This window comes from Curtobacterium sp. LFS079 (assembly GCF_047977865.1).
Lineage (GTDB): Bacteria > Actinomycetota > Actinomycetes > Actinomycetales > Micrococcaceae > Arthrobacter.
Window position 1 is genome coordinate 89,075 of the sequence record NZ_JBFPFO010000007.1, and the last position, 19,272, is coordinate 108,346.

Genomic DNA, 19,272 nt, shown 5'->3' on the forward strand with positions numbered 1-19,272 from the left:
GGCTAATCCTGTGAGCGGAGGGTGCGGAATTGAATCAGGCTGACCAGGGCGATCAAGGCGAAGAGGACGTAACTGGCCGCCGAGGCCAGCCCGTACTGGCCGAAGCCGAACTGGTTGTAGGTGAAGTAGGTGATCGAGAGGGTCGAATTCAACGGACCGCCCTGGGTCATGACGAACGCCTCTTCGAAGAACTGCAGGAATCCCACGCTGAGCAGGACACTGCCGAGCAGGATGGTCGGGCGCAGGATGGGCAAGGTGATGGACCAGAACCGGCGCCAGGCGCCAGCGCCGTCCACCATCGCAGCCTCCTGGAGCTCCTGTGGCACGGCTTGAAGTCCGGCGAGGAAGATGATCATGAGGGTTCCGGCGTTGCGCCAGACGGCCATGGCGATAATTGCAGGCATTGCCCAGGTGGTGCTGTTGAGCCAATCGGGCCCTTGGACCCCGATCAGCTGTAGTGCGGCGTTGAGCGGGCCGTCAGGCTGGAGGATGAACTTCCAGCCGGTGGAGACTGCGACGATGCTGGTCACTACGGGGATGTAGAAGCCCACCCGGTAGAGCGTGCGGAGCCGGCTGATCCCGTTGTTCAGCGCAACCGCAAGTGCCAGGGCGACGACGATGGCCAGCGGGATTCCGACGAGGACGAAGTAGCCCGTGGTGAGCATCGAGCGCAGGAACTGCTCGTTCGTGAAGAGGGACTGGTACTTCTGCAGCCCGACGAAGTCGACGCCCAGGGGGTTCTGCACGTCGGTGGCCCTGAAGTCCGTGAAGGACATCGCGAACGAGGAAAAGATCGGCAGCAGTGTAAAGACAGCGAAGATCGCCAGGAAGGGTGCGACGAACACCCAAGGCGCGACGCGAGGCCCGGGCCGCCGGTTGGCCCCGCCCCTGCCGGCCCGCGCAGCGCGCGGCCCGGCGGGGGCGGATGTCAGCGTGCTCATTGCGAGACGCCTACATTCGATGCGGTGGCCTGCAACTCCTGCAGTGCCTGCTGCGGGGAAACCCCGCCGCGGACGATCTTCTCGAGCTCCTTGTCCGCGGCCGCGTTGACCTGGGTCCAGCTAGTGTTGGCCGGAGGGGCCTTGGCGTCGTTCATCTGGGCCTTGAAGGTCTGCAGCAATGGGTCGCTCTTCAAATCGCCCTGGCTCCAGGCGTCCTGCTGGGAGGGAAGGTCTCCGGTGAGCTTGTAGAACTGCGCCTGCACCTCGGGCCGGGAGAGATACTGGACAAGCTTCCACGCCCCGTCACGGTTGGCGGCGTTCTTGAACACGGCGAGATCGGATCCGCCCACGAACGACGTCCCCGTCTTCTGCTTGGGGAAGGTCATCACGCCAACCTTGTCCTTGAACGACGCTCCGGTGGCCGCGGTGAGGGCCCCGACCTCGGACGGTGCTCCGATGAACATCGGCGTCTTGCCGCTGACGAAGTTTGCCTCGGTCGCGCCGGTGGCGGTGTCCGGGTTCTTGTTGGCGATGCCCTCGGTGAAGAAACTGTTGACGTATTCGAGGGCGCTGGCCATCTCTGGCGTGTCGATCGTCCACTTCGTGCCGGCGGGATCCATGAGCTCGGCGCCGTTGGACCACACGAACGGCAGGATCGCCTGGAAGTCGTCCGTGGAAGCGCCGGTGGGGAGGGCGATGCCGTAGGCCGCCCCGGCCTTGGCCTGCATTGACTTGGCCATGCCCTTGAAGTCGTCCCAGGTGGCCGGCGGTGTCGTGTAGCCAGCCTTCCCGGCAAGGTCCTTGCGGTAGTAGACGACGCGGGTATCGACATACCAAGGGACACCAACCGACGTGCCCTTGATGGTGGCCGGGCTCTTGGCGGCAGGGAACATCCCGGAGGTATCCACCTCGGTGGGGACCGGTTCGAACGCGGACGCGAAGTCGGCCATCCAAGTCGTGCCCATCTGCGCCAAATCAGGGGTCGATCCTCCGGCGATCGCCGTCTGGTACTTCTGGTGCGCCGCGCTCCACGGGATCGCCGTGACGTCGACCTTCGCATCGGGGTTCTCCCGCTCGAAGCCCTTGATGATCTCGCTAAGTTGCTGGGCCTCGGAACCCTGGGCCCAGACTTTGATCGTCCCGGTGGCCTTGCCGCCGCCAATAGCGGCTGCCGGACTGGGATTGGTGCCCGTGTCGGCCGTCCTGCCACAGGCGGTCAAGGCGATCGCACCCGCGACCATGACGCCGACCGCTAAGGCCGCTCGCTTCTTCAACATCATCGTTTCCTATCGGAGGGTTGGGGGGAATGGGAGGTGCAGAGGGGCTGCTGTTCGACGTCGACGATCCGCCCGTGACTTTGAGTGTACGCGCATACATTTGCATGTGGCAAGAGTCACTTCCCTTTGATGGCAAGGATGTCAGCGCGTACAGTGTGTCTATCTTGGATTTCGCGTAACGCGACATGACTCGTGGTGGAACAACTTCCCGGGGAAGGGGTAAGCAGTGCCCAGTACACCGACCGTCTACGACGTCGCAGCGGCCGCAGGTGTTTCCACGGCCTCCGTCTCCAGGTTCTTCCGCTCCCCCGACAAAGTCAGGCCGGCCACCCAGGAGTCAATCCGCAAGGCCGTCGAAACACTCGGCTATATCCCGAGCGGACTCGCCCGGGGCTTGGCTGAGCGCCACAGCGGCGTGGTGGGCATGTATTCGTTCAGCGGACACGAGCCCGACGAACTTGCGATGCCACAGCAGTTCGACCCCGAGGATGTCACCCTGGTCCGTGAATCGTCCTCAAGTCCCCGTCTCTACCCGCTCTTCGCGGACGAAGTGCTCCGCGGAGTCGAGCTTGAATGCACCCTGCGCGGGCTCCCGCTCGCCCTCGGCTGGCAAAAGGCAGGATCTGGCGGCGTGGCCCTGGACGAGATCGCGCGCCGAGTGGACGGACTCGTTGTGCTCCCCCACATCATGTCCGAGTCCACACTCGCGCACCTCGCCCGGACCAAGCCCATCGTCCTGGTTGCCCAGAGACCGGAAGACCCCGCCGCCATGTCGTCGGTGACAGTCAACAACGAGGCTGGAATGCGCCGGCTCGTCGAGCACCTGATCCACGACCATGGGCGCAAGACTTTCTGGTTCGCCGGACCCATCGACGACGCCGACCGTACGGCGCGCCACAGCGGATTCCTTGCCGCCCTCGACACAGCCGGGCTGGACCGACCCGAGGGCCTCGTCCTCGACGAAACCCGCGGACGAGCAGATGCACGCGAAGCTTTCGCAGCGCTGCTCGCCGACAAAGCACGTCTCGCGGAGCTACCCGAGGCGATCGTCTGCGCAAACGACCAGACCGCACTCGGCGTCCTTGAAGCGCTCGCAGCCGCCGGGATCAGGGTCCCCGACGACATCGCGGTGACCGGCTTCGACGGGATCGATGCCGGCCGGTTCGTAAGCCCAGGGCTCACCACCGTCCGCCAGCCCATGGATTTGCTCGGTCGGATCGCCGTCCAGCTCCTGAACGAACAGATGGCTGAGACCCCGCCGGCATGCGAACACCGGGTCCTTCCCGTCCAGGTGCTCCTTCGGGAAAGCTGCGGCTGCACATCCTAGGCTCCGGGGGTCAGCGGGTTCCGGGCCCGCCGCCTTCTTCCGCGGCCTTCCGCACCACGGCTTCGAGTTCGTCCACGCTGAGCAGCTCCGGGTGCAGGTGCTTGGTCCGGTAACCGGCACGGCCCACCATGTGCGCTGAGACGGGGACGGTGAGCAGCTGGAAAATCCAGGCAACCACCAGCACCGGCCACACCCACCACTGTCGCATCTGCAGGCCGATCGCCGCGAGCAGCAGGAACAAGCCCAACACCTGGGGCTTGGTGGCCGCGTGCATGCGGCTCATCAGGTCCGGGAAGCGCAGCAGGCCGATGGTCGCGGTCAGCGACATCAGCGCCCCGAGCACCAGGAACACGGCAGTCACCGCATCGATCACGGCGTCCACGCCGCTTGCGTCAGGAGTCATTGGCCTGCCCCCTCCGGTCGGACACGAACCGTGCCACCGTCACCGAACCAATGAAGCCGATCAACGTCAGCGCCACCAGCAGGAACAGGTTGTTCAGGTGCTTGTTGACGGCCATGTCGATGGCGAGCGCGGCGCCCACGATCCCCAGCAGCACGTCCGAGGCCAGCACCCGGTCCAGCAGGGACGGCCCGACGGCGATCCGCACGATCGCGCCCGCCGCCGCCACAGTGAGGACCACCGCCGTCACTATCAGCACAAGGTCCTTCACGGCGTTGCTCCCTTCCTGCGCCCGGTTCCTGCGGGATTTTCGGCTTCCAGCGCCGCCAGCTCGGCCTTGCTGCCCATGATCCGGATCAGCCCGGCCTCCGTGTCCTGCACTTCCTTGCGGAGTTTGGCGGCGTCCGCCTCGTCCCGGATGTCCAGCCCGTGGACGTAGAGCGTGGACGTTGAGCGGTCCACCTCCACCACCAGCGAGCCGGGGATCAGGGACAGCACGTGCCCGGTGGCCGTGACCATGAGGTCCGAGTGGCTCCTCAGCGGGACCCCGACGACGGCGTTGACGACCCTGGGGCCTTTGACCACCGCCAGGTAGATCACCTGGCAGCTCGCTGCCACCACTTTGGCGAGGAACACCAGTGCGAAAGGGACGGCGCGGAGCACGTTGAAGCGGCCGCTCAGCTCCACAGGGGGCAGGTAGAAAATTCTGGCCACCACCAGCGCGATCAGGGCGCCGAACAGCAGGTTGCCGGGGCTGAAGTCCCGCCACAGTGCACCCCACACGACCACAAGCCAGACCAGCAGAGGCAGCTCGGTGCGCAGCGAATTTGAACTGCGCAGCGAGATCCGTTTGCGGCTCATTTCGCGCCTCCCTGCAGGCTCGGGCCGGAGTCAGCGCCGCCTGGCGAGCTGCCGCCGGTCAAACTATCGCCCGGCGAGCTGCCCCCCGGGGCGGCCTTGCCCGGCACCCTGGCGTCCGGGCCCAGCACCGAGTGGATGTAGGCGGTACGGTCCAGCATCTGCTCCGCCGAGTTCCCGGCGAGTTGGAAGAGCGGCCCGGCGAATACGGTGAGGGCTACGCCGAACACCACCAGGGCCGCCGTCGAACCCACCATCGTCCGGGGAAGCAGGCCCACCGCGGCGGTGTCCTTGAGCACGGGATCCGGGTATTCGGCGTCGTCCGGTTTGCGCCAGAAGGCGCGGTTCCAGACGCGGGCGATCGCCAGCAGGGTAAGCAGGCTGGTCAGCGCACCGCCCGCCACCAAGGTGATGGCCAGCGGCGTGCCCAGTTCCATGCCGGCCTGCATCAGCCCGAGCTTGCCGAGGAAGCCGGAGAACGGCGGGATGCCGGCCAGATTCATCGCGGGTACGAAGAAGAGCAAGGCCAGCATCGGGGACAGCTTGGCCAGGCCGCCCAGCCGGTCCATGGAGGAGCTGCCGCCGCGGCGTTCGATCAGGCCCGTGACCAGGAAGAGGCTGGTTTGCACCGTGATGTGGTGGGCCACGTAGAACACGGCGGCGGCCAGCCCGGTCACAGAGGACATAGCAAGGCCGAACACCATGTAGCCGATATGGCTGACGAGGGTGAAGGAGAGCAGACGTTTGATGTCGCTCTGGGCCAAGGCACCCAGGATGCCCACCACCATGGTCAGCAGGGCCGCCACCATGAGCGGGGTGTTAAGGGTGTCGCCCGGGAACAGCAGGGTCTCCGTGCGCACCATGGCGTACACGCCCACCTTGGTGAGCAGGCCGGCGAACACGGCCGTGACGGGTGCCGGCGCAGTGGGGTAGGAGTCCGGCAGCCAGAAGGACAGCGGGAACACGGCGGCCTTGATGCCGAAGGCCACCAGCAGCATCACGTGCAGCAGGTTCCGCGTGGAGGGATCCAGCTCGGCCAGCTTCACGGCGAGGTCGGCCATGGTGATGGTTCCGGTGGCGCCGTAGATCATGGCGATCGCGATCAGGAACAGCACCGAGGACACCACGGACACCACTACGTAGGTGACGCCGGCCCGGATGCGCGGCCCGGTTCCACCGAGCGTCATCAGCACGTAGCTTGCCGTCAGCAGGATCTCGAAGCCCACGTAGAGGTTGAACAGGTCGCCGGTGAGGAAGGCGTTGGAGACCCCGGCCACCAGGATCAGGTAGGTGGGGTGGAAGATCGAGACCGGGGCTTCCTGGTCGCCGTCGGCCATGCCCTGCCCGGTGGCGTAGACGAGCACAGCGAGGCTGATCACGGAGGACACCACCAGCATCAGCGAGGAGAACTGGTCCACCACCATCACCACGCCGAAGGGCGGAAGCCAGCCGCCCAGGGTCACGGAGGAGGTCCCCGTGGTCCAGACGGACGCCAGGAGCCAGCATTCCAGCAGCAGGGTCAAGGCCAGCAGGCCGATGCTCACCATCCGCTGGGCCACCGGATTCCGGTTGAGCGCGAAGGTGAGGGCGGCACCGAGGATGGGAAGGACGACGGCGAGCGGCGCCAGGCTTGCTGCGTTCATCGCGGTCCTCCTCCTTCGTCGTCGTTCAGTGGCGGTTCTCCGGTGGCCTCCGGGTCCCCGGGCGTGTGCCCGGCGGCGATCGCCGCGAGCGGGAACTCCGAGGTTTCCTGCGGCACTTCGGCGTCGTCCTCCGCGTCGAAGCTCGGGGTCTTGGCCACGCGGCGGTCTTCGGCGTCGTCCTGGATGTCGTCCTGGCGGGCGAGGGCCCAGGTGCGGTAGATGATGCCGAGCATGAAGGCGGTGACGGCGAAGGAGATCACGATCGACGTCAGGATCAGCGCCTGCGGCAGGGGGTCGTTGTAGTCCCCGGAGCCGGTCCCCTTACTGAAGAGCGGCGCCAGGCCCGCGTAGCCGCCGGTGGCGAGGATCAGCAGGTTGGTGGCGTTGGCCAGGAGGACCAGCCCGAGCAGCACCCGGGTGAGGCTGCGTTCCAGGATCAGGTAGATCCCGCAGGCGTAGAGCACCCCCATGACCAGCAAAAGGGTCAGATTGACGCTCATGCGTTACCCCTTTCGCTTCCCGTGGTCAGTGGGGTCTCGTCCAGGGCCGCCCCGTTCAGTGCTGCTTCTTCCGACGCGGCGCCGTCCGGTTCCCGTGCGTCGCCATCCGGGCGGGCCGTTTCCTCGAAGTGTTCGTCGATCTCGGCGCCCAGGCTGCGCAGCACGTCCAGGGCCAGGCCGATCACCACGAGGTACACGCCGATGTCGAAAAGCGTGGAGGTGACGAACTTGATGTCCCCGAAGACCGGCAGCCAGAACTGGATGATGGCGCTTTGGAACACCTCGCCGCCCAGGAACAGCGGGACCAGGCCGGTGAGCGCCGCCAGGGCGAGACCCGTGCCGAGCAGCATGCCGGCGCTGATCGGGGCGGCCTCGCGCAGTTCGAAGCGGCCGCCGGCGAGGTAGCGCACGGTCAGGGCGAGCCCGGCCACCAGGCCTCCGGCGAAGCCGCCGCCCGGAAGGTTGTGCCCGGCGAGCAGCAGGTACACGGAGAAGATGATCATCGAGTGGAAGATCAGCCGGGCGACCACTTCGAAGATGATGGAGCGTCGTTCGGGGGCCAGGGTGCGCCCGGCCACCAGCCAGGGGTCCCCTGCCTTGCCGGCGAACCTGCGTGCCACGTGCAGCGAGGCGTGCTCTTGGGAGTCTTTCCCGACGGCGGTGCGGCGCCCCACGGTGCCTTCCGGCATGGTGGCTGCCCGGTTGATCCGCTCGCCGCGGCTGCGGATGAAGATCAGGCTGGCCACGCCGGTGGCGGCCACGGCAAGCACCGAGATTTCCCCGAAGGTGTCCCAGGCCCGGATGTCCACGAGGGTCACATTGACCACGTTGAGCCCGCCGCCGCCTTCGTAGGCCAGCTGCGGGAAAGCCAGGGACACGGGCGCCGCGACCCGGGCGCCCATCGCGTAGATGGCCACGAAGATCATGGTCACCCCGAACGCGGCGCCGATGATGATCCGGACCACCCGGAGCTTCCCGCCGGTGCGGTCCCGCAGTTCGGCGGGCAGGCTGCGCATCGCCAGGACGAAGGCCACCAGGATGATGGTTTCCACCAGCATCTGGGTCAGGGCCAGGTCCGGGGCGCCCTGCAGGGCGAACATCAGGGCGATGCCGTAGCCGGTCACCGAGACCATGAGGACCGCGAGGAAGCGCTTGTTGGCGCGCACCGCGGCCAGGGCCCCGGCGATGATGCCAGCGGCCGCGACCAGTTGCAGCGGCGAATTCGGGTCCACGAGGTAGAGCCCGCCCGGCAGCGGCTTGTTGGACACCAGGAGCACGCTCAGCGGCACCGCGAAGGCAACGGTGAGGATCACGGCCAGGTAGAAGTACAGGGAACCGCGCTGGGTGCGGCCGGTGACCCACACCGCCATGTCGTCCAGGGCGCCGATGGTGCGCTGGTAGGCGCGGTCGCCGTCGACCCAGTCCGGGACCCGGCCCTGGGCACGGGAGACGGCGTTGCGCCAGTAGAACATGGCGAGGCCCGCCGCGAAGGTGACGGCGGTCAGGCCCAGCGCGGGCGTGAGTCCGTGCCACAGCGCGAGGTGCCCTGCTTCGGCAGCCTGGGCACCGGCGTCGTGCGCTGCGGCGTTCCCGGCGCTGAAGAGCGCGGCGTACGGCTGAATCCAGGTGTCCACCGGGAGCGGCCACAGGCCGTAGGCGACGCCGAGCAGGCTCAGCACCGCCGGCGCGGCCAGGAAGGACAACCGGATCGCCTTGAACGGGGTCCGTTCCACGCCGGGCTTGCTGGCGAAGGCGCCCCACATGAAACGGGCGCTGTACGCGAAGGTCAGCACGGAACCCAGCACCAGGCCGATCAGCAGCACCAGGCCCCAGCTCCCGGACGCGGGATCGTCGCTGTAATGCACGAAGGCTTCGAACACGGATTCCTTCGCCACGAATCCGGCCAGCGGCGGCACGCCCGCCATGGACGCCGCCGCCAGTCCGGCAACCACAGCGAGGGCCCGGGATGATTTGTAGACCCCGGAGAGCTGGCGGATGTCGCGGGTCCCGGACTGGTGGTCGATGATGCCCACCACCAGGAAGAGGGCCGCCTTGAACAGGCCGTGGGCGAGCAGCAGGGCGAGGCCCGCCAGTGCGGCGTCGGGACGGCCCAGGCCCACCACCATGGTGAGGAAGCCGAGCTGGCTGACCGTGCCGTAGGCGAGGATGAGCTTGATGTCGGTCTGCCGCAGCGCACGGTAACCGCCCAGCAGCATGGTGCCCAGGCCCAGGCCGAGCACCAGCGGCAGCCAGGCCGGGTTTTCGCTGAAACCGGGCGCCAGGCGGGCCACGATGTAGATGCCGGCCTTCACCATGGCGGCGGCGTGCAGGTAGGCGCTTACGGGGGTGGGGGCGGCCATGGCGCCGGGAAGCCAGAAGTGGAAGGGCAGCAGCGCGGACTTCGTGACGGCGCCGGCCAGGATGAGTACGACGGCGGCACTCACCGCGCCCTGGGCGGGCCCGGCAAAAAGTTCATCCGCCCCGGCCAGGATCCCGGACATGCGGTAGGTCCCCGCGGACTGGCCGAGGATGATGAGGCCGATGAGCATCGCCAGGCCGCCCGCCGTGGTGACAACAAGGGCCTGCAGGGCCGAGCGGCGCGCGGAGAGCCGGGTGCGGGCGTAGCCGATCAGCAGGTAGGACAGGACCGTGGTGAGTTCCCAGAAGATGAACATCATCAGGAGGTCGTCCGCCGTGACCAGGCCGAACATGGCACCGGCGAAGGCCAGGAGCTGGGCGCCGAAACCCCCGAGGTAGCTGTCCTTGTCCTTGAAGTACCTGGCACAGTAGACCAGCACCAGGGTGCCGACGCCGAGGACAAGGAGGGACATCACCCAGGACAGCACGTCCATCCGGAAGGCGAATTCCAACTTGAGCTCGGGAATCCAGGAAAAGCTTTCCTCGATGAAGCCACCCGTGCGCTTCCCCTCCGGGTAGACCTGCCCGTATTGCGCGATCAGCCACACCAGGGACGCCCCGGGTACGGCCGCCAGGACATAGAAGGCACTCCGCCCGATTTTCCGGAAGATCCAGGGCGCCACAGCAGCCGCTGCAAAGGTCACGGCAAGGACTGTGATCACTGTTGTCTCCGCAAATCAGGATGAAGGTTGTCAAAGAGTTGGAGCCGGCGGTTGTGCGTTGGGTTCGCTCCGAACAGTTTATCAATCGGGTGTGACAACCAAGTTTCCGTCGGCACCTGCCGATAGCATTCAAAACATGGACACCGCAGCGGTTCCCGACTCCTCCCGTCCGGCTTCAGAACTGGCCGCCGGCACCACGGCTTCCACCAAGGGCCGGATCCTCGCCTGGGCCTCCTGGGACTGGGGTTCGGCGGCCTTCAACGCCGTCATGACCACCTTCGTCTTCACGGTCTACCTCACCTCCAGCGCCTTCGGCGGCGGGGACGCGGCGTCGGCTGCCCTGGGCGCGGCGCTGGCCATCGCGGGCGCGGCGATCGCGCTGCTTGCTCCGGTGACCGGCCAGCGGTCCGACGCCGGCGGGCGGCGCAAGCTGTGGCTGGGCGTCAACACCGCACTTGTCGCGGTGCTGACGGGGCTGTGTTTCTTCGTGTTCCCGCGCCCGGAGTTCCTGCTGCTGGGCGTCACCTTGATCGCGCTCGGGAACGTGTTCTTCGAATTCGCCGGGGTCAACTACAACGCGATGCTCGCGCAGATCTCGACGCCGGCCAACATCGGCAAGGTGAGCGGCTTCGGCTGGGGCATGGGGTACCTGGGTGGGATCGTGGCCCTGCTGGCCGTGCTGCAGCTGTTCGTCCAGCCGTCCTTCGACTGGTTCGGGGCGCGGACCGCGGACGGGCTGAACATCCGGCTGGTGGCCGTGTTCTCGGCGCTGTGGTTCTTCATCTTTGCGTTGCCCGTGCTGTTCGCCGTCCCCGAACTGCCTGCGCGCCGGGCCCGGGAGCGCCTTGGCTTCCTGGCCTCCTACCGGCTGTTGTTCCGCAGGATCGGCGCCATCTTCAAGACCAGCCCGCACACCATCTACTTCCTGCTGGCCAGCGCCATTTTCCGCGACGGGCTGGCGGCCGTCTTCACCTTCGGCGGCGTCATCGCGGCCGGCACCTTCGGCTTCGAACTCAAGGAAGTCATCTTCTTCGCGATCTTCGGCAACATCGTGGCCGCTGTGGGCGCGATCATCGGCGGCCTGCTGGATGACCGGATCGGACCAAAATCCGTCATCGTCATTGCGCTGATCGGGCTCCTGGTTGCCGGCACCGCGATCCTGGCCCTCGGCAACGGCAGCTACACCGTCTTCGGCGCCGCTTGGACCGGCGGCAGCACCTTCTGGGTGTTCGGCCTGTTGCTGTGCCTGTTCGTGGGCCCGGCCCAGGCGTCATCCCGTGCGTACCTGGCCCGGCTGGCCCCGGACGGCGAATCCGGGGAACTCTTCGGCCTCTATGCCACCACCGGGCGCGCCGTCAGCTTCCTCGCGCCCACCCTCTTCACGCTCTGCATCACCATCGCCACTCCCCTGGTGGCCGCGGGCGAAGCACAGCGCTGGGGCATCCTGGGCATCATGGTGGTGCTGTTGGCGGGCCTGCTCGTGATCCTGCCGGTGAAGGCGCCCGCCGAAACGGCCATCGCCGTCGTTCCGGAGCGGTAAGGGGGCAAGCGGTAGGGGCCGGAGCGGTAAGGGCCCCGGCCAATAACGCCGCCCTGAGCCCCCCGGTCCCACACCCCGAAATGTTGAATACCCGCTCAAATTTGAGCGGGTTTCCCACATTTCCGGGGGTGGAACCCGAGAGCACGGTCTCGCGCCAGCCGTTGAAGCCTCGACGCAGATTCATTGCCCCGATCCTTTCGCAACCCCTTGACCTTTGATTGTTAGTAGAGTTAACTAACTTCCATGCCAAGCGTACGAGACCGGGGTCACAGCAAACGGACAGGCGCCGCCACCCTTCCCTCGGACGGCCGCGCGAACAACCTCTCCCTGGTCCGCCGCACCCTCCACGCCAGCGGCGCCATGAGCCGCGCCGATCTCTCCCGCACCCTGGGCCTCACCCGCGTAACGGTCTCCGACCTGGTCTCGGACCTCATGGACCGCGGCCACGTGGTCGAGCTCGGCCAGTCCGTCGAAATCCGCCCCGGCAAGCCCGCCATCCTCGTCGACATCAACCGCCAGGGCCTCCAGGTCATCGGCGTGGACCTTTCCAGCGAATCCGACCTCCGGGCCGCGGTCCTGGACCTCGACGGCAACATCCTGGAGCGGCTGGAACGGCCGGTCGGCACAGCCACCGGGCAGGCCGTCGTCGAACAGGTACTCGAACTCGTCGCCGAAACGGCGGGCCGTGCCACCGCGCCGCTGCTGGGCATCGGCGTCGGGACCCCCGGCATCGTCAGCGGCGACGGCGTGGTCCTCACCGCCCCCAACCTCGGCTGGACCGACATTCCGCTCCGGGACCTGCTGGAACAGCACACCGGCCTGCCCACCCTGGTCTCCAACGACGCCGACGCCGCGGTCCACGCAGACCACACCTTCGGCGGCGGCTGCGATGACGAAATCCTCGTGAAAATCGGCCGCGGCGTCGGCTCCGGCGTCATCGTCGGCGGCCGTCGCGCCCGCGGCGCCCACTCGGCGGCCGGCGAAATCGGCCACGTCACGGTCGGTACCGACGCCGGCACGCTCTGCGTCTGCGGCCGTACCGGCTGCCTCGAAACCTGGATGTCGGTCCCCAGCCTGGAGCACGCCCTGGCCGAAGCCGCGGCGGGCGAAGATCCGGAGGCCGCCACCGCCGTCGTCTACCAGGAAGCGGGCGAACGGCTCGCCATCGCCCTCGCCCCCGTGGTGGGCGTCCTCGATCTGGCGGAAGTGGTCCTCAGCGGGCCCCGCCACCTGCTGGGAGGTCCGCTGCTCGACGCCGTGCAGCGGACCCTGCTTGCCCGGCTGCTGCACCAGGACCCCCAGCCGGTCACCGTCCGGCTGGCCGAAGACCCGCAGGACATCGTCCTGCGGGGTGCTGCGGTCATGGTCCTGTGGAACCAATTGGGAGTGGCGTGAACCCCGCCCCCGCACCGACGGGCCCCGGCCCGCACCAAACCGTCCCGCACACAGCCGTCCGAAAGGGCCAAGCCATGGGCACCTTGAAATCCGCCACCCTCGCCGCACCGGAACAACACACAGACACCGAACACATCCGCCGGCTCGCCGCAGGCACCCTCATGCCCGGCTTCTCCGGGATCGCCGTGCCCGTCTGGATCCTGGACGCGTACGACGCCGGACTGGCGGCCGTGTGCCTCTACGGCACCAACGTGGCGTCCCCCGTGCAGCTGCGCGACCTGTGCGCCGGCCTGCGCGCCCACTCCCCCAACACCCTGATCGCCGTCGACGAGGAAGGCGGGGACGTCACCCGGCTGCACTACCTCACCGGCTCACCGCAGCCCGGAAACGCCGTGCTCGGCCGCCTGGACGACGTCACGTTGACCGCCACCAGCGCTGCCACCATCGGCCAGGAACTCGCCAGCCTGGGCATCAACCTGAACCTGGCCCCGGACGCGGACGTGAACTCGGAGGCGGACAACCCGGTGATCGGCGTCCGCAGCTTCGGTGCCGAGCCGGACCTGGTCGCACGGCACACGGCGGCCTGGATCCGCGGGCTGGAGGACTCCGGAGTGGCGTCCTGCGCCAAGCACTTCCCCGGCCACGGCAGCACCACCAGCGATTCCCACCACGAACTTCCGCGGGTGTCAGCGTCCGCGGACGTCCTGGAAGCCCGTGAACTGGTGCCGTTCCGCGCTCTCGTCGAGGCCCGGGGCGCCACGGTGATGACCAGCCACATCCTGGTCAACGCCCTGGATCCGGTGAACCCGGCAACCTTCTCCTCCCGCATCCTGCAAGGGCTGCTGCGCGAGGAACTCGGCTTCGACGGCGTCATCGTCACCGACGCGCTCGACATGGCCGGCGCCTCCGCGGAGACCGGGGTTCCGGAAGCCGCCGTGCGGGCCCTGCTGGCCGGGGCCGACCTGCTCTGTCTGGGCTCGGACACCGGCCCGGAACTCTACGAACAGACCCTCGCCGCCATCACCACCGCGGTAGCCGAAGGCCGTCTGGACCCCGAACGCCTGGCCGATGCGGCAGGCCGCGTCGCCAAGCTGTCGGCACGCTTCCCGGCCGCGGGCGCGGCCGAAATCCACCAGGCCACGCCCCGCGGGATCTCCAGCAAGCCGGGCCGCCCGGCTTTGGACACAGCCGCCGCAGCGCTCGACGCGAGCCGCATCCGCGAGGCCTTCGAGGTTTCCGCCGCCGCCGAAAACTGGCTCGCCCGCGAAGAAGCCGTGGCGATCGTGCAGGTGGACACCGGGGCGAACTTCGCCGTCGGGCAGGTGCCGTGGGGTCCCGCCGCGGCGACGGACGCCGTCGTCGGCGAACGCGAGGTTCCGGACGGCGCGAAGGTCGCCGTCGTCGGGCGCGGGCTCGACGCCGACCACCCCCTTTGGACCGTCTTCTCCCGCCTGCGCGCGGAAGGCCACGCGGTGATCGCCGTCGAGTGCGGCTGGCCGCGCGGCGGCGCGGACATCGTCACCTACGGCGCGTCGCTCGGGGTGTCCCAGGCGCTCTGCGGCCTGCTGCTCGGATAACTGACTCCCTACACACCGAACCAAGGAACCACTCAATGGAAATCATTGTTGCCCCCACGCCCGAATCCGCTGCGGCCGTTGCGGCCCAGGCCGTCCTCGCCGGGCTGCCCGCCGGAAAGGCTCCTGTCCTGGGGCTCGCCACGGGTTCCTCGCCGCTGGGCCTGTACGCCGAGCTCGCCGCCGCGGTGGCAGACGGCCGGGCGGACTTTTCCGCGGCCAAGGGCTTCGCCTTGGACGAGTATGTGGGCCTGCCCGCCACGCACCCAGAGTCCTACCGCCAGGTGCTGGTCCGCGAGGTCTGCGAAGTGATCGGCCTGCCGCTGGACGGCCTCAACGTGCCGGACGGTACCGGGGCCACGCTGGCGGAGCTCGAGGCCGGGGCCGCCGCCTACGATGCCGCGATCGCCGCGGCCGGGGGCGTCGACGTGCAGATCCTGGGCATCGGCGCCAACGGCCATGTGGGCTTCAACGAGCCCGCATCCTCGCTTTCCTCGCGCACCCGGGTGAAGCGCCTGGCCTCCCGCACCCGCCGCGACAACGCCCGCTTCTTCGCCACCGAAGCCGAGGTCCCCACGCACTGCATCACCCAGGGCCTGGGCACCGTGATGGACGCGCGCCGACTGGTGCTGATCGCCACCGGCGAGGCGAAGGCGAATGCGGTGGCGGCCGCCGTCGAGGGTCCGCTCTCGGCATCCTGCCCGGCGTCGATCCTGCAGTGGCACCCCAATGCGATCGTCGTGCTGGACGAGGCGGCAGCTGCTTCCCTGCAGAACCGCGAGTATTACGACGACGCCGCCCGCGGCCTGCCCGTGTAGGTCCCTTCCCAAGGCTCGCAAGCTCGCCTCGGGGCCCTCGGGACGCCGTGTGAGTCCCTTCCCAAGGCTCGCAAGCTCGCCTCGGGGCCCTCGGGACGACACTTAGCTCCAATTTCGAGGAGGGTCCCGAGTGCCCGCACGGCGCCGTTCCGCAGCCCACCCAAGAGGACTAGGGTGGAGCCATGAACGTGGATGAGACTGAACTTCCCGGCCTGGGTGTCCGCAAGGATTTCGTCACGGCTTCCGGGCGTCGGATCGGCGTCGTGGAACTGCGTGAAGGCGAAACGGAGCTTTTCGTTTCGACCTGGGACGACCCCGACACCTGCCAGGCCTCCATCCCGTTGACCGCGGACGAAGCAGCCGCCTTGGGCAATCTCCTGGGCGGCCAGCACATCGCCATGCGCCTCGCCGAAGCCCACAAGGAAATTCCCGGCATCGTCACGCGCCAGTTCTCCATCACTGCCGACTCTCCGTTCCAGAACCAGCCCATGGGCAAGGCACAGATCCGCACCCGCAGTGGTGTGTCGATCGTGGCGATCATGCGCGAAGGCGAGGTCGTTCCTTCGCCCGCGCCCGACGTCGTGCTCCATACGGGTGATCTTCTGGTTGCTGTCGGTACGCAGGAAGGCCTGGACTCTGCGGCTGCCATTCTTCGCAACGGCTGACGGTCATGGACCCGTTGGCCCTGACCCTGATTGAACTTGGCGCAGTTGTTTTCTGCCTCGGCCTGCTGGCCCGCCTTGCCGGCCGCATCGGAATGTCGCCCATTCCCCTGTACCTCATAGGCGGGCTGGGCTTCGGAGCCGGCGGGATTGTCAAGCTGGACGGCATGCATGAGTTCGCGCATCTGTCCGGCGAGATCGGCGTCATCCTGCTGCTGCTCATGCTCGGACTGGAGTACACGGCCGCGGAACTGGTGACCGGGCTGCGGCGTTCCTGGCAGGCCGGCGTCATGGACCTCGTGCTGAACTTCGCGCCCGGCGCCGGTGTGGCGCTGCTGCTGGGCTGGGGCGTGGTGGGGGCGATCGTGATGGGCGGCGTCACCTACATTTCCTCCTCGGGAATCGCCGCGAAGGTCATCACGGACCTCGGCCGGATCGGTAACCGCGAGACCCCCGTGGTGCTGGCCATCCTGGTTTTCGAAGACCTCACCATGGCCATCTACCTGCCGATCCTCACCGCCATCCTGGCCGGCGTCGGCTTCCTTGGCGGGCTGCAGACCGTGGGCATCGCCCTGGCGGTGGTGACGATGGTGCTGCTCGTGGCGCTCAAGCACGGGCACCGGGTTTCGCAAGCTGTACACAGCGAGAACTCCGAGGTCTTCCTGCTCAACGTGCTCGGGCTGGCCCTGCTGGTGGCAGGCCTCGCCTCGGCCCTGCAGGTCTCCGCCGCCGTCGGCGCGTTCATGCTGGGCATCGCGATTTCGGGCGCCACGGCCCACAACGCCACCCGGATCCTGGAACCGCTGCGGGACCTGTTCGCCGCGATTTTCTTCGTGGCATTCGGCCTCAACACGGATCCGACCACCATTCCGCCGGTGCTGCTCTTCGCCCTGCTGCTGGCATTCATCACCGCGGTCACCAAGATGCTCACCGGCATCTGGGCGGCGAAACAGGCCGGGATCGCAATGCCCGGCCGTTTCCGTGCCGGGGCGGCGCTGATTGCACGCGGCGAGTTCTCGATCGTCATTGCGGGGCTGGCCGTGACCTCGGGCGCCGTGCCGCGTGAGCTGGCCGCCCTCGCCACCGCCTACGTACTGCTGATGGCGATCATCGGACCACTGGCGGCCCGCTTCGTGGAACCCGTGGTGAAGGCGCTCCGGAAACCGCGGCGCCCGGCCTTGGCAGGGGCACGCTAAGCCGCGGGCCTACAGGCGGCTCAGCCCAGCCGGCGGGCGAGGACGGAAATGTGTTCCGGGCCGATCCCGCAGCAGCCGCCGATGATGCTGGCGCCCTGCTCGCGCCAGGCGGCGGCCCATTCAAGGTAGCCTGCGGGATCGAGGTCTTCGCGCAGTTCATCCAGGCCGTCGTTGGCGGTGGCGTCCTCGGGCTGTGGCGGGAAGGCGTTGGCGTAGACGCCCAGTTCCAGCTCCGCACCCAGCCGGTCCGCGGTCGAACGGGCGGCGGCCAGTGCCGCGCCCATCACTTCGGGGCGGCTGCAGTTGAACAGCAGCGCTTCGGCGCCCATCCCGACGGCGGCCTCCGCGGCTTCCTCGACCGTCTCGCCGGAGCGCAGCAGGGCGGAGCCCTCAACGTCTTCGTCCCGCAGGGTGAGGGAGAGCCAGAAGGGCTTGCCGTCGTCGGGCAGGCCGGCGCGGATGGCGCGCGCCTCTGCGATGGAGCTCTGGGTCTCGGCAAGCCACAGGTCCACGTGAGGAGCGAGCCCGGTCACCAGGGGCGCCAGCACCTCGGCCGCGCGTCCGGCGTCGAACAGATCCGGGCGGTAGGAGCCGAACAGCGGCGGCAGGGAACCGGCCACGCGGACGCTGTGCGCGGCGGAGTCGGCTGCGGCACGGGCCAGGCGTCCGGCACGGGAGGCCAGGGTGCGGGCGTCCGCGGCGAAACGTTCCTCGCCGATGTGGAACGGCACCAGGGCGTAGCTGTTGCTGGCGATGACCCGGGCGCCGCCGGCAATGAAGTCCTCATGCACGGCCTGCACCTGCTCCGGAGCCTCCATGAGCGCGAGCGCGGACCATTCGGGCTGTCGGAAGGGTGCACCGCGGCGTGCCAGCTCGCGGCCCATGCCGCCGTCGAGGATGGTCAGGAAACCCAAGCTCAGATGTCCGTCCGGTGGAAGTTCAAGAAGCTGCGGCTGGCGGTCGGTCCGCGCTGGCCCTGGTAGCGGTTGCCGTACTGGCCGGAGCCGTACGGGTGCTCGGCCGCGGAGCTGAGGCGGAAGAAGCATAGCTGGCCGATCTTCATGCCGGGCCAGAGCTTGATGGGCAGGGTGGCGACATTGGACAGCTCAAGGGTCACGTGGCCGGAGAATCCCGGGTCGATGAAGCCGGCCGTGGAGTGGGTCAGCAGGCCCAGGCGGCCCAGGGAGGACTTGCCTTCGAGCCGGGCGGCGATGTCGTCCGGCAGGCTCACGGCCTCGAAGGTGGAGCCGAGCACGAATTCGCCGGGGTGCAGGATGAACGGCTCGTCACCTTCGACCTCCACCAGCCGGGTCAGCTCGGGCTGCTCTTCGGAGGGGTCGATGTGGGCGTACTTGTGGTTGTCGAACAGCCGGAAAAAGCGGTCGATCCGCACGTCCACGGATGACGGCTGGACCATGGCGGGGTCGTACGGCTCCAGGACGATGCGTCGGGAATCGATTTCGGCACGAATGTCACGGTCAGAGATCAGCACAGCATCAAAAATACAGTAGGTTCCGCGCAGGCATGGCGTCCGCACAAGTCTGCGACTATAGTCCGAGGACCATATTCCGCCGCTGCCTGCTGGGTGGCACGACGCGAGCTGGTGAATAGTGAAACGAATTGCGGCAGCTGGGGCCGCCCTTCTTGCCTGCCTGGTCGCCATCACCGTGTTGGGAGGCTCGTCTCCGGCCGGACTTCAGACCGGCAGCCCGACGACGGCGGCAACCGCGACGTCCTCCCCGGCCCCCTCCGAGGGGGCTGCTTCGGCCGTGACACCGTCGGATTCAGCGTCGCCGGCGGCGGCTCCCGCGACAACAACACCGCAGGCAACCCCGACTGCTTCAACCACTCCATCGCCGTCCGCCACGGCCACGCCGTCGCTGGCTCCGCAGCTGCCCGCTCCCACGCCCCCGGCAGGCACGCCGCCGGAGGTCCCCAACATCCCGCCACTGTGGGGGCCCGACCCGCTCCCCGGCGCCACGTCAACGAACGCCAAGACTGCTTCCTATGAAGGGCCCACGGAGTCCTTCAGCGCCGTCCGGGCACTCAGTACGAGCGAAT

Annotated in this window: 18 protein-coding genes; 7 read left to right on the forward strand and 11 right to left on the reverse strand. The window is 68.1% G+C overall.

All coding sequences use genetic code 11. The annotated features are described in order from the left end of the window. Positions 1 to 2: 2 nt before the first annotated feature. Positions 3 to 941, reverse strand: coding sequence for a carbohydrate ABC transporter permease (locus ACNQPB_RS13220; protein ID WP_498752382.1), 939 nt, complete (start codon positions 939 to 941; stop codon positions 3 to 5). Next, positions 938 to 2,218 (reverse strand): sugar ABC transporter substrate-binding protein, encoded by a 1,281-nt coding sequence (locus tag ACNQPB_RS13225; protein ID WP_498752384.1) that lies wholly within the window; start codon positions 2,216 to 2,218, stop codon positions 938 to 940. The genes ACNQPB_RS13220 and ACNQPB_RS13225 overlap by 4 nt, the downstream gene beginning before the upstream one ends. 226 nt (positions 2,219 to 2,444) lie before the next feature. On the opposite strand from ACNQPB_RS13225, the gene ACNQPB_RS13230 reads away from it, so the two are divergent. Next, entirely contained in the window at positions 2,445 to 3,545 is a 1,101-nt protein-coding gene (locus ACNQPB_RS13230) for a LacI family DNA-binding transcriptional regulator (protein ID WP_498752386.1), read from the forward strand. Between the two features lie 10 nt (positions 3,546 to 3,555). On the opposite strand, the gene mnhG is transcribed toward ACNQPB_RS13230, so the two are convergent. The 6 genes from mnhG to ACNQPB_RS13260 are packed head-to-tail and all read right to left on the reverse strand — an operon-like array spanning position 3,556 to position 10,026. Continuing rightward, entirely contained in the window at positions 3,556 to 3,948 is a 393-nt protein-coding gene (gene mnhG, locus ACNQPB_RS13235; protein WP_498752388.1) for a monovalent cation/H(+) antiporter subunit G, read from the reverse strand. Next, positions 3,938 to 4,216: an MrpF/PhaF family protein gene (locus ACNQPB_RS13240; protein WP_498752390.1), complete on the reverse strand. Its 279-nt coding sequence runs from the start codon at positions 4,214 to 4,216 to the stop codon at positions 3,938 to 3,940. Before ACNQPB_RS13240 ends, mnhG begins: the two co-directional genes overlap by 11 nt. Beyond that, complete coding sequence (locus tag ACNQPB_RS13245) at positions 4,213 to 4,806, reverse strand: Na+/H+ antiporter subunit E (RefSeq protein ID WP_498752392.1); 594 nt, start codon at positions 4,804 to 4,806, stop codon at positions 4,213 to 4,215. Before ACNQPB_RS13245 ends, ACNQPB_RS13240 begins: the two co-directional genes overlap by 4 nt. Then, complete coding sequence (locus tag ACNQPB_RS13250; RefSeq protein ID WP_498752394.1) at positions 4,803 to 6,446, reverse strand: Na+/H+ antiporter subunit D; 1,644 nt, start codon at positions 6,444 to 6,446, stop codon at positions 4,803 to 4,805. Before ACNQPB_RS13250 ends, ACNQPB_RS13245 begins: the two co-directional genes overlap by 4 nt. Then, positions 6,443 to 6,946, reverse strand: a complete 504-nt coding sequence (locus ACNQPB_RS13255) for a Na(+)/H(+) antiporter subunit C (protein ID WP_498752396.1) — start codon at positions 6,944 to 6,946, stop codon at positions 6,443 to 6,445. Before ACNQPB_RS13255 ends, ACNQPB_RS13250 begins: the two co-directional genes overlap by 4 nt. Beyond that, a complete protein-coding gene (locus ACNQPB_RS13260) occupies positions 6,943 to 10,026 on the reverse strand; it encodes a Na+/H+ antiporter subunit A (protein ID WP_498752398.1) in 3,084 nt (1,027 codons plus the stop codon). Before ACNQPB_RS13260 ends, ACNQPB_RS13255 begins: the two co-directional genes overlap by 4 nt. A gap of 136 nt (positions 10,027 to 10,162) precedes the next feature. Here ACNQPB_RS13260 and ACNQPB_RS13265 point away from each other — a divergent pair, with 136 nt between their 5' ends. The 6 genes from ACNQPB_RS13265 (at position 10,163) to ACNQPB_RS13290 (ending at position 17,211) form a co-directional block, all read left to right on the forward strand. Then, entirely contained in the window at positions 10,163 to 11,566 is a 1,404-nt protein-coding gene (locus ACNQPB_RS13265) for an MFS transporter (RefSeq protein WP_498752400.1), read from the forward strand. Between the two features lie 243 nt (positions 11,567 to 11,809). Beyond that, positions 11,810 to 12,961 (forward strand): ROK family transcriptional regulator, encoded by a 1,152-nt coding sequence (locus ACNQPB_RS13270; RefSeq protein WP_498752402.1) that lies wholly within the window; start codon positions 11,810 to 11,812, stop codon positions 12,959 to 12,961. Positions 12,962 to 13,035: 74 nt separating this feature from the next. Further along, the gene (locus ACNQPB_RS13275) at positions 13,036 to 14,538 is read left to right on the forward strand and encodes a glycoside hydrolase family 3 protein (RefSeq protein ID WP_498752404.1); all 1,503 of its coding nucleotides are present in this window, start codon (positions 13,036 to 13,038) and stop codon (positions 14,536 to 14,538) included. Positions 14,539 to 14,573: 35 nt separating this feature from the next. After that, positions 14,574 to 15,353 carry a glucosamine-6-phosphate deaminase gene (locus ACNQPB_RS13280; RefSeq protein ID WP_498752406.1) on the forward strand — a complete coding sequence of 260 codons (780 nt, stop codon included), beginning with the start codon at positions 14,574 to 14,576 and terminating at the stop codon, positions 15,351 to 15,353. 182 nt (positions 15,354 to 15,535) lie between these two features. Then, the gene (locus tag ACNQPB_RS13285; RefSeq protein ID WP_498752408.1) at positions 15,536 to 16,018 is read left to right on the forward strand and encodes a cation:proton antiporter regulatory subunit; all 483 of its coding nucleotides are present in this window, start codon (positions 15,536 to 15,538) and stop codon (positions 16,016 to 16,018) included. A 5-nt stretch (positions 16,019 to 16,023) separates the two neighbouring features. Beyond that, positions 16,024 to 17,211, forward strand: coding sequence for a cation:proton antiporter (locus tag ACNQPB_RS13290; RefSeq protein WP_498752410.1), 1,188 nt, complete (start codon positions 16,024 to 16,026; stop codon positions 17,209 to 17,211). A 20-nt stretch (positions 17,212 to 17,231) separates the two neighbouring features. Here the strand turns inward: ACNQPB_RS13290 and ACNQPB_RS13295 are convergent, their stop codons facing one another. From ACNQPB_RS13295 to ACNQPB_RS13305, 3 genes are all read right to left on the reverse strand, one after another. After that, positions 17,232 to 18,125 carry a homocysteine S-methyltransferase family protein gene (locus ACNQPB_RS13295; protein ID WP_498752412.1) on the reverse strand — a complete coding sequence of 298 codons (894 nt, stop codon included), beginning with the start codon at positions 18,123 to 18,125 and terminating at the stop codon, positions 17,232 to 17,234. 2 nt (positions 18,126 to 18,127) lie between these two features. Continuing rightward, a complete protein-coding gene (dcd, locus tag ACNQPB_RS13300) occupies positions 18,128 to 18,703 on the reverse strand; it encodes a dCTP deaminase (RefSeq protein WP_498752414.1) in 576 nt (191 codons plus the stop codon). Between the two features lie 204 nt (positions 18,704 to 18,907). Next, positions 18,908 to 19,153, reverse strand: a complete 246-nt coding sequence (locus tag ACNQPB_RS13305) for a hypothetical protein (RefSeq protein WP_498752416.1) — start codon at positions 19,151 to 19,153, stop codon at positions 18,908 to 18,910. Positions 19,154 to 19,272: the final 119 nt, after the last annotated feature.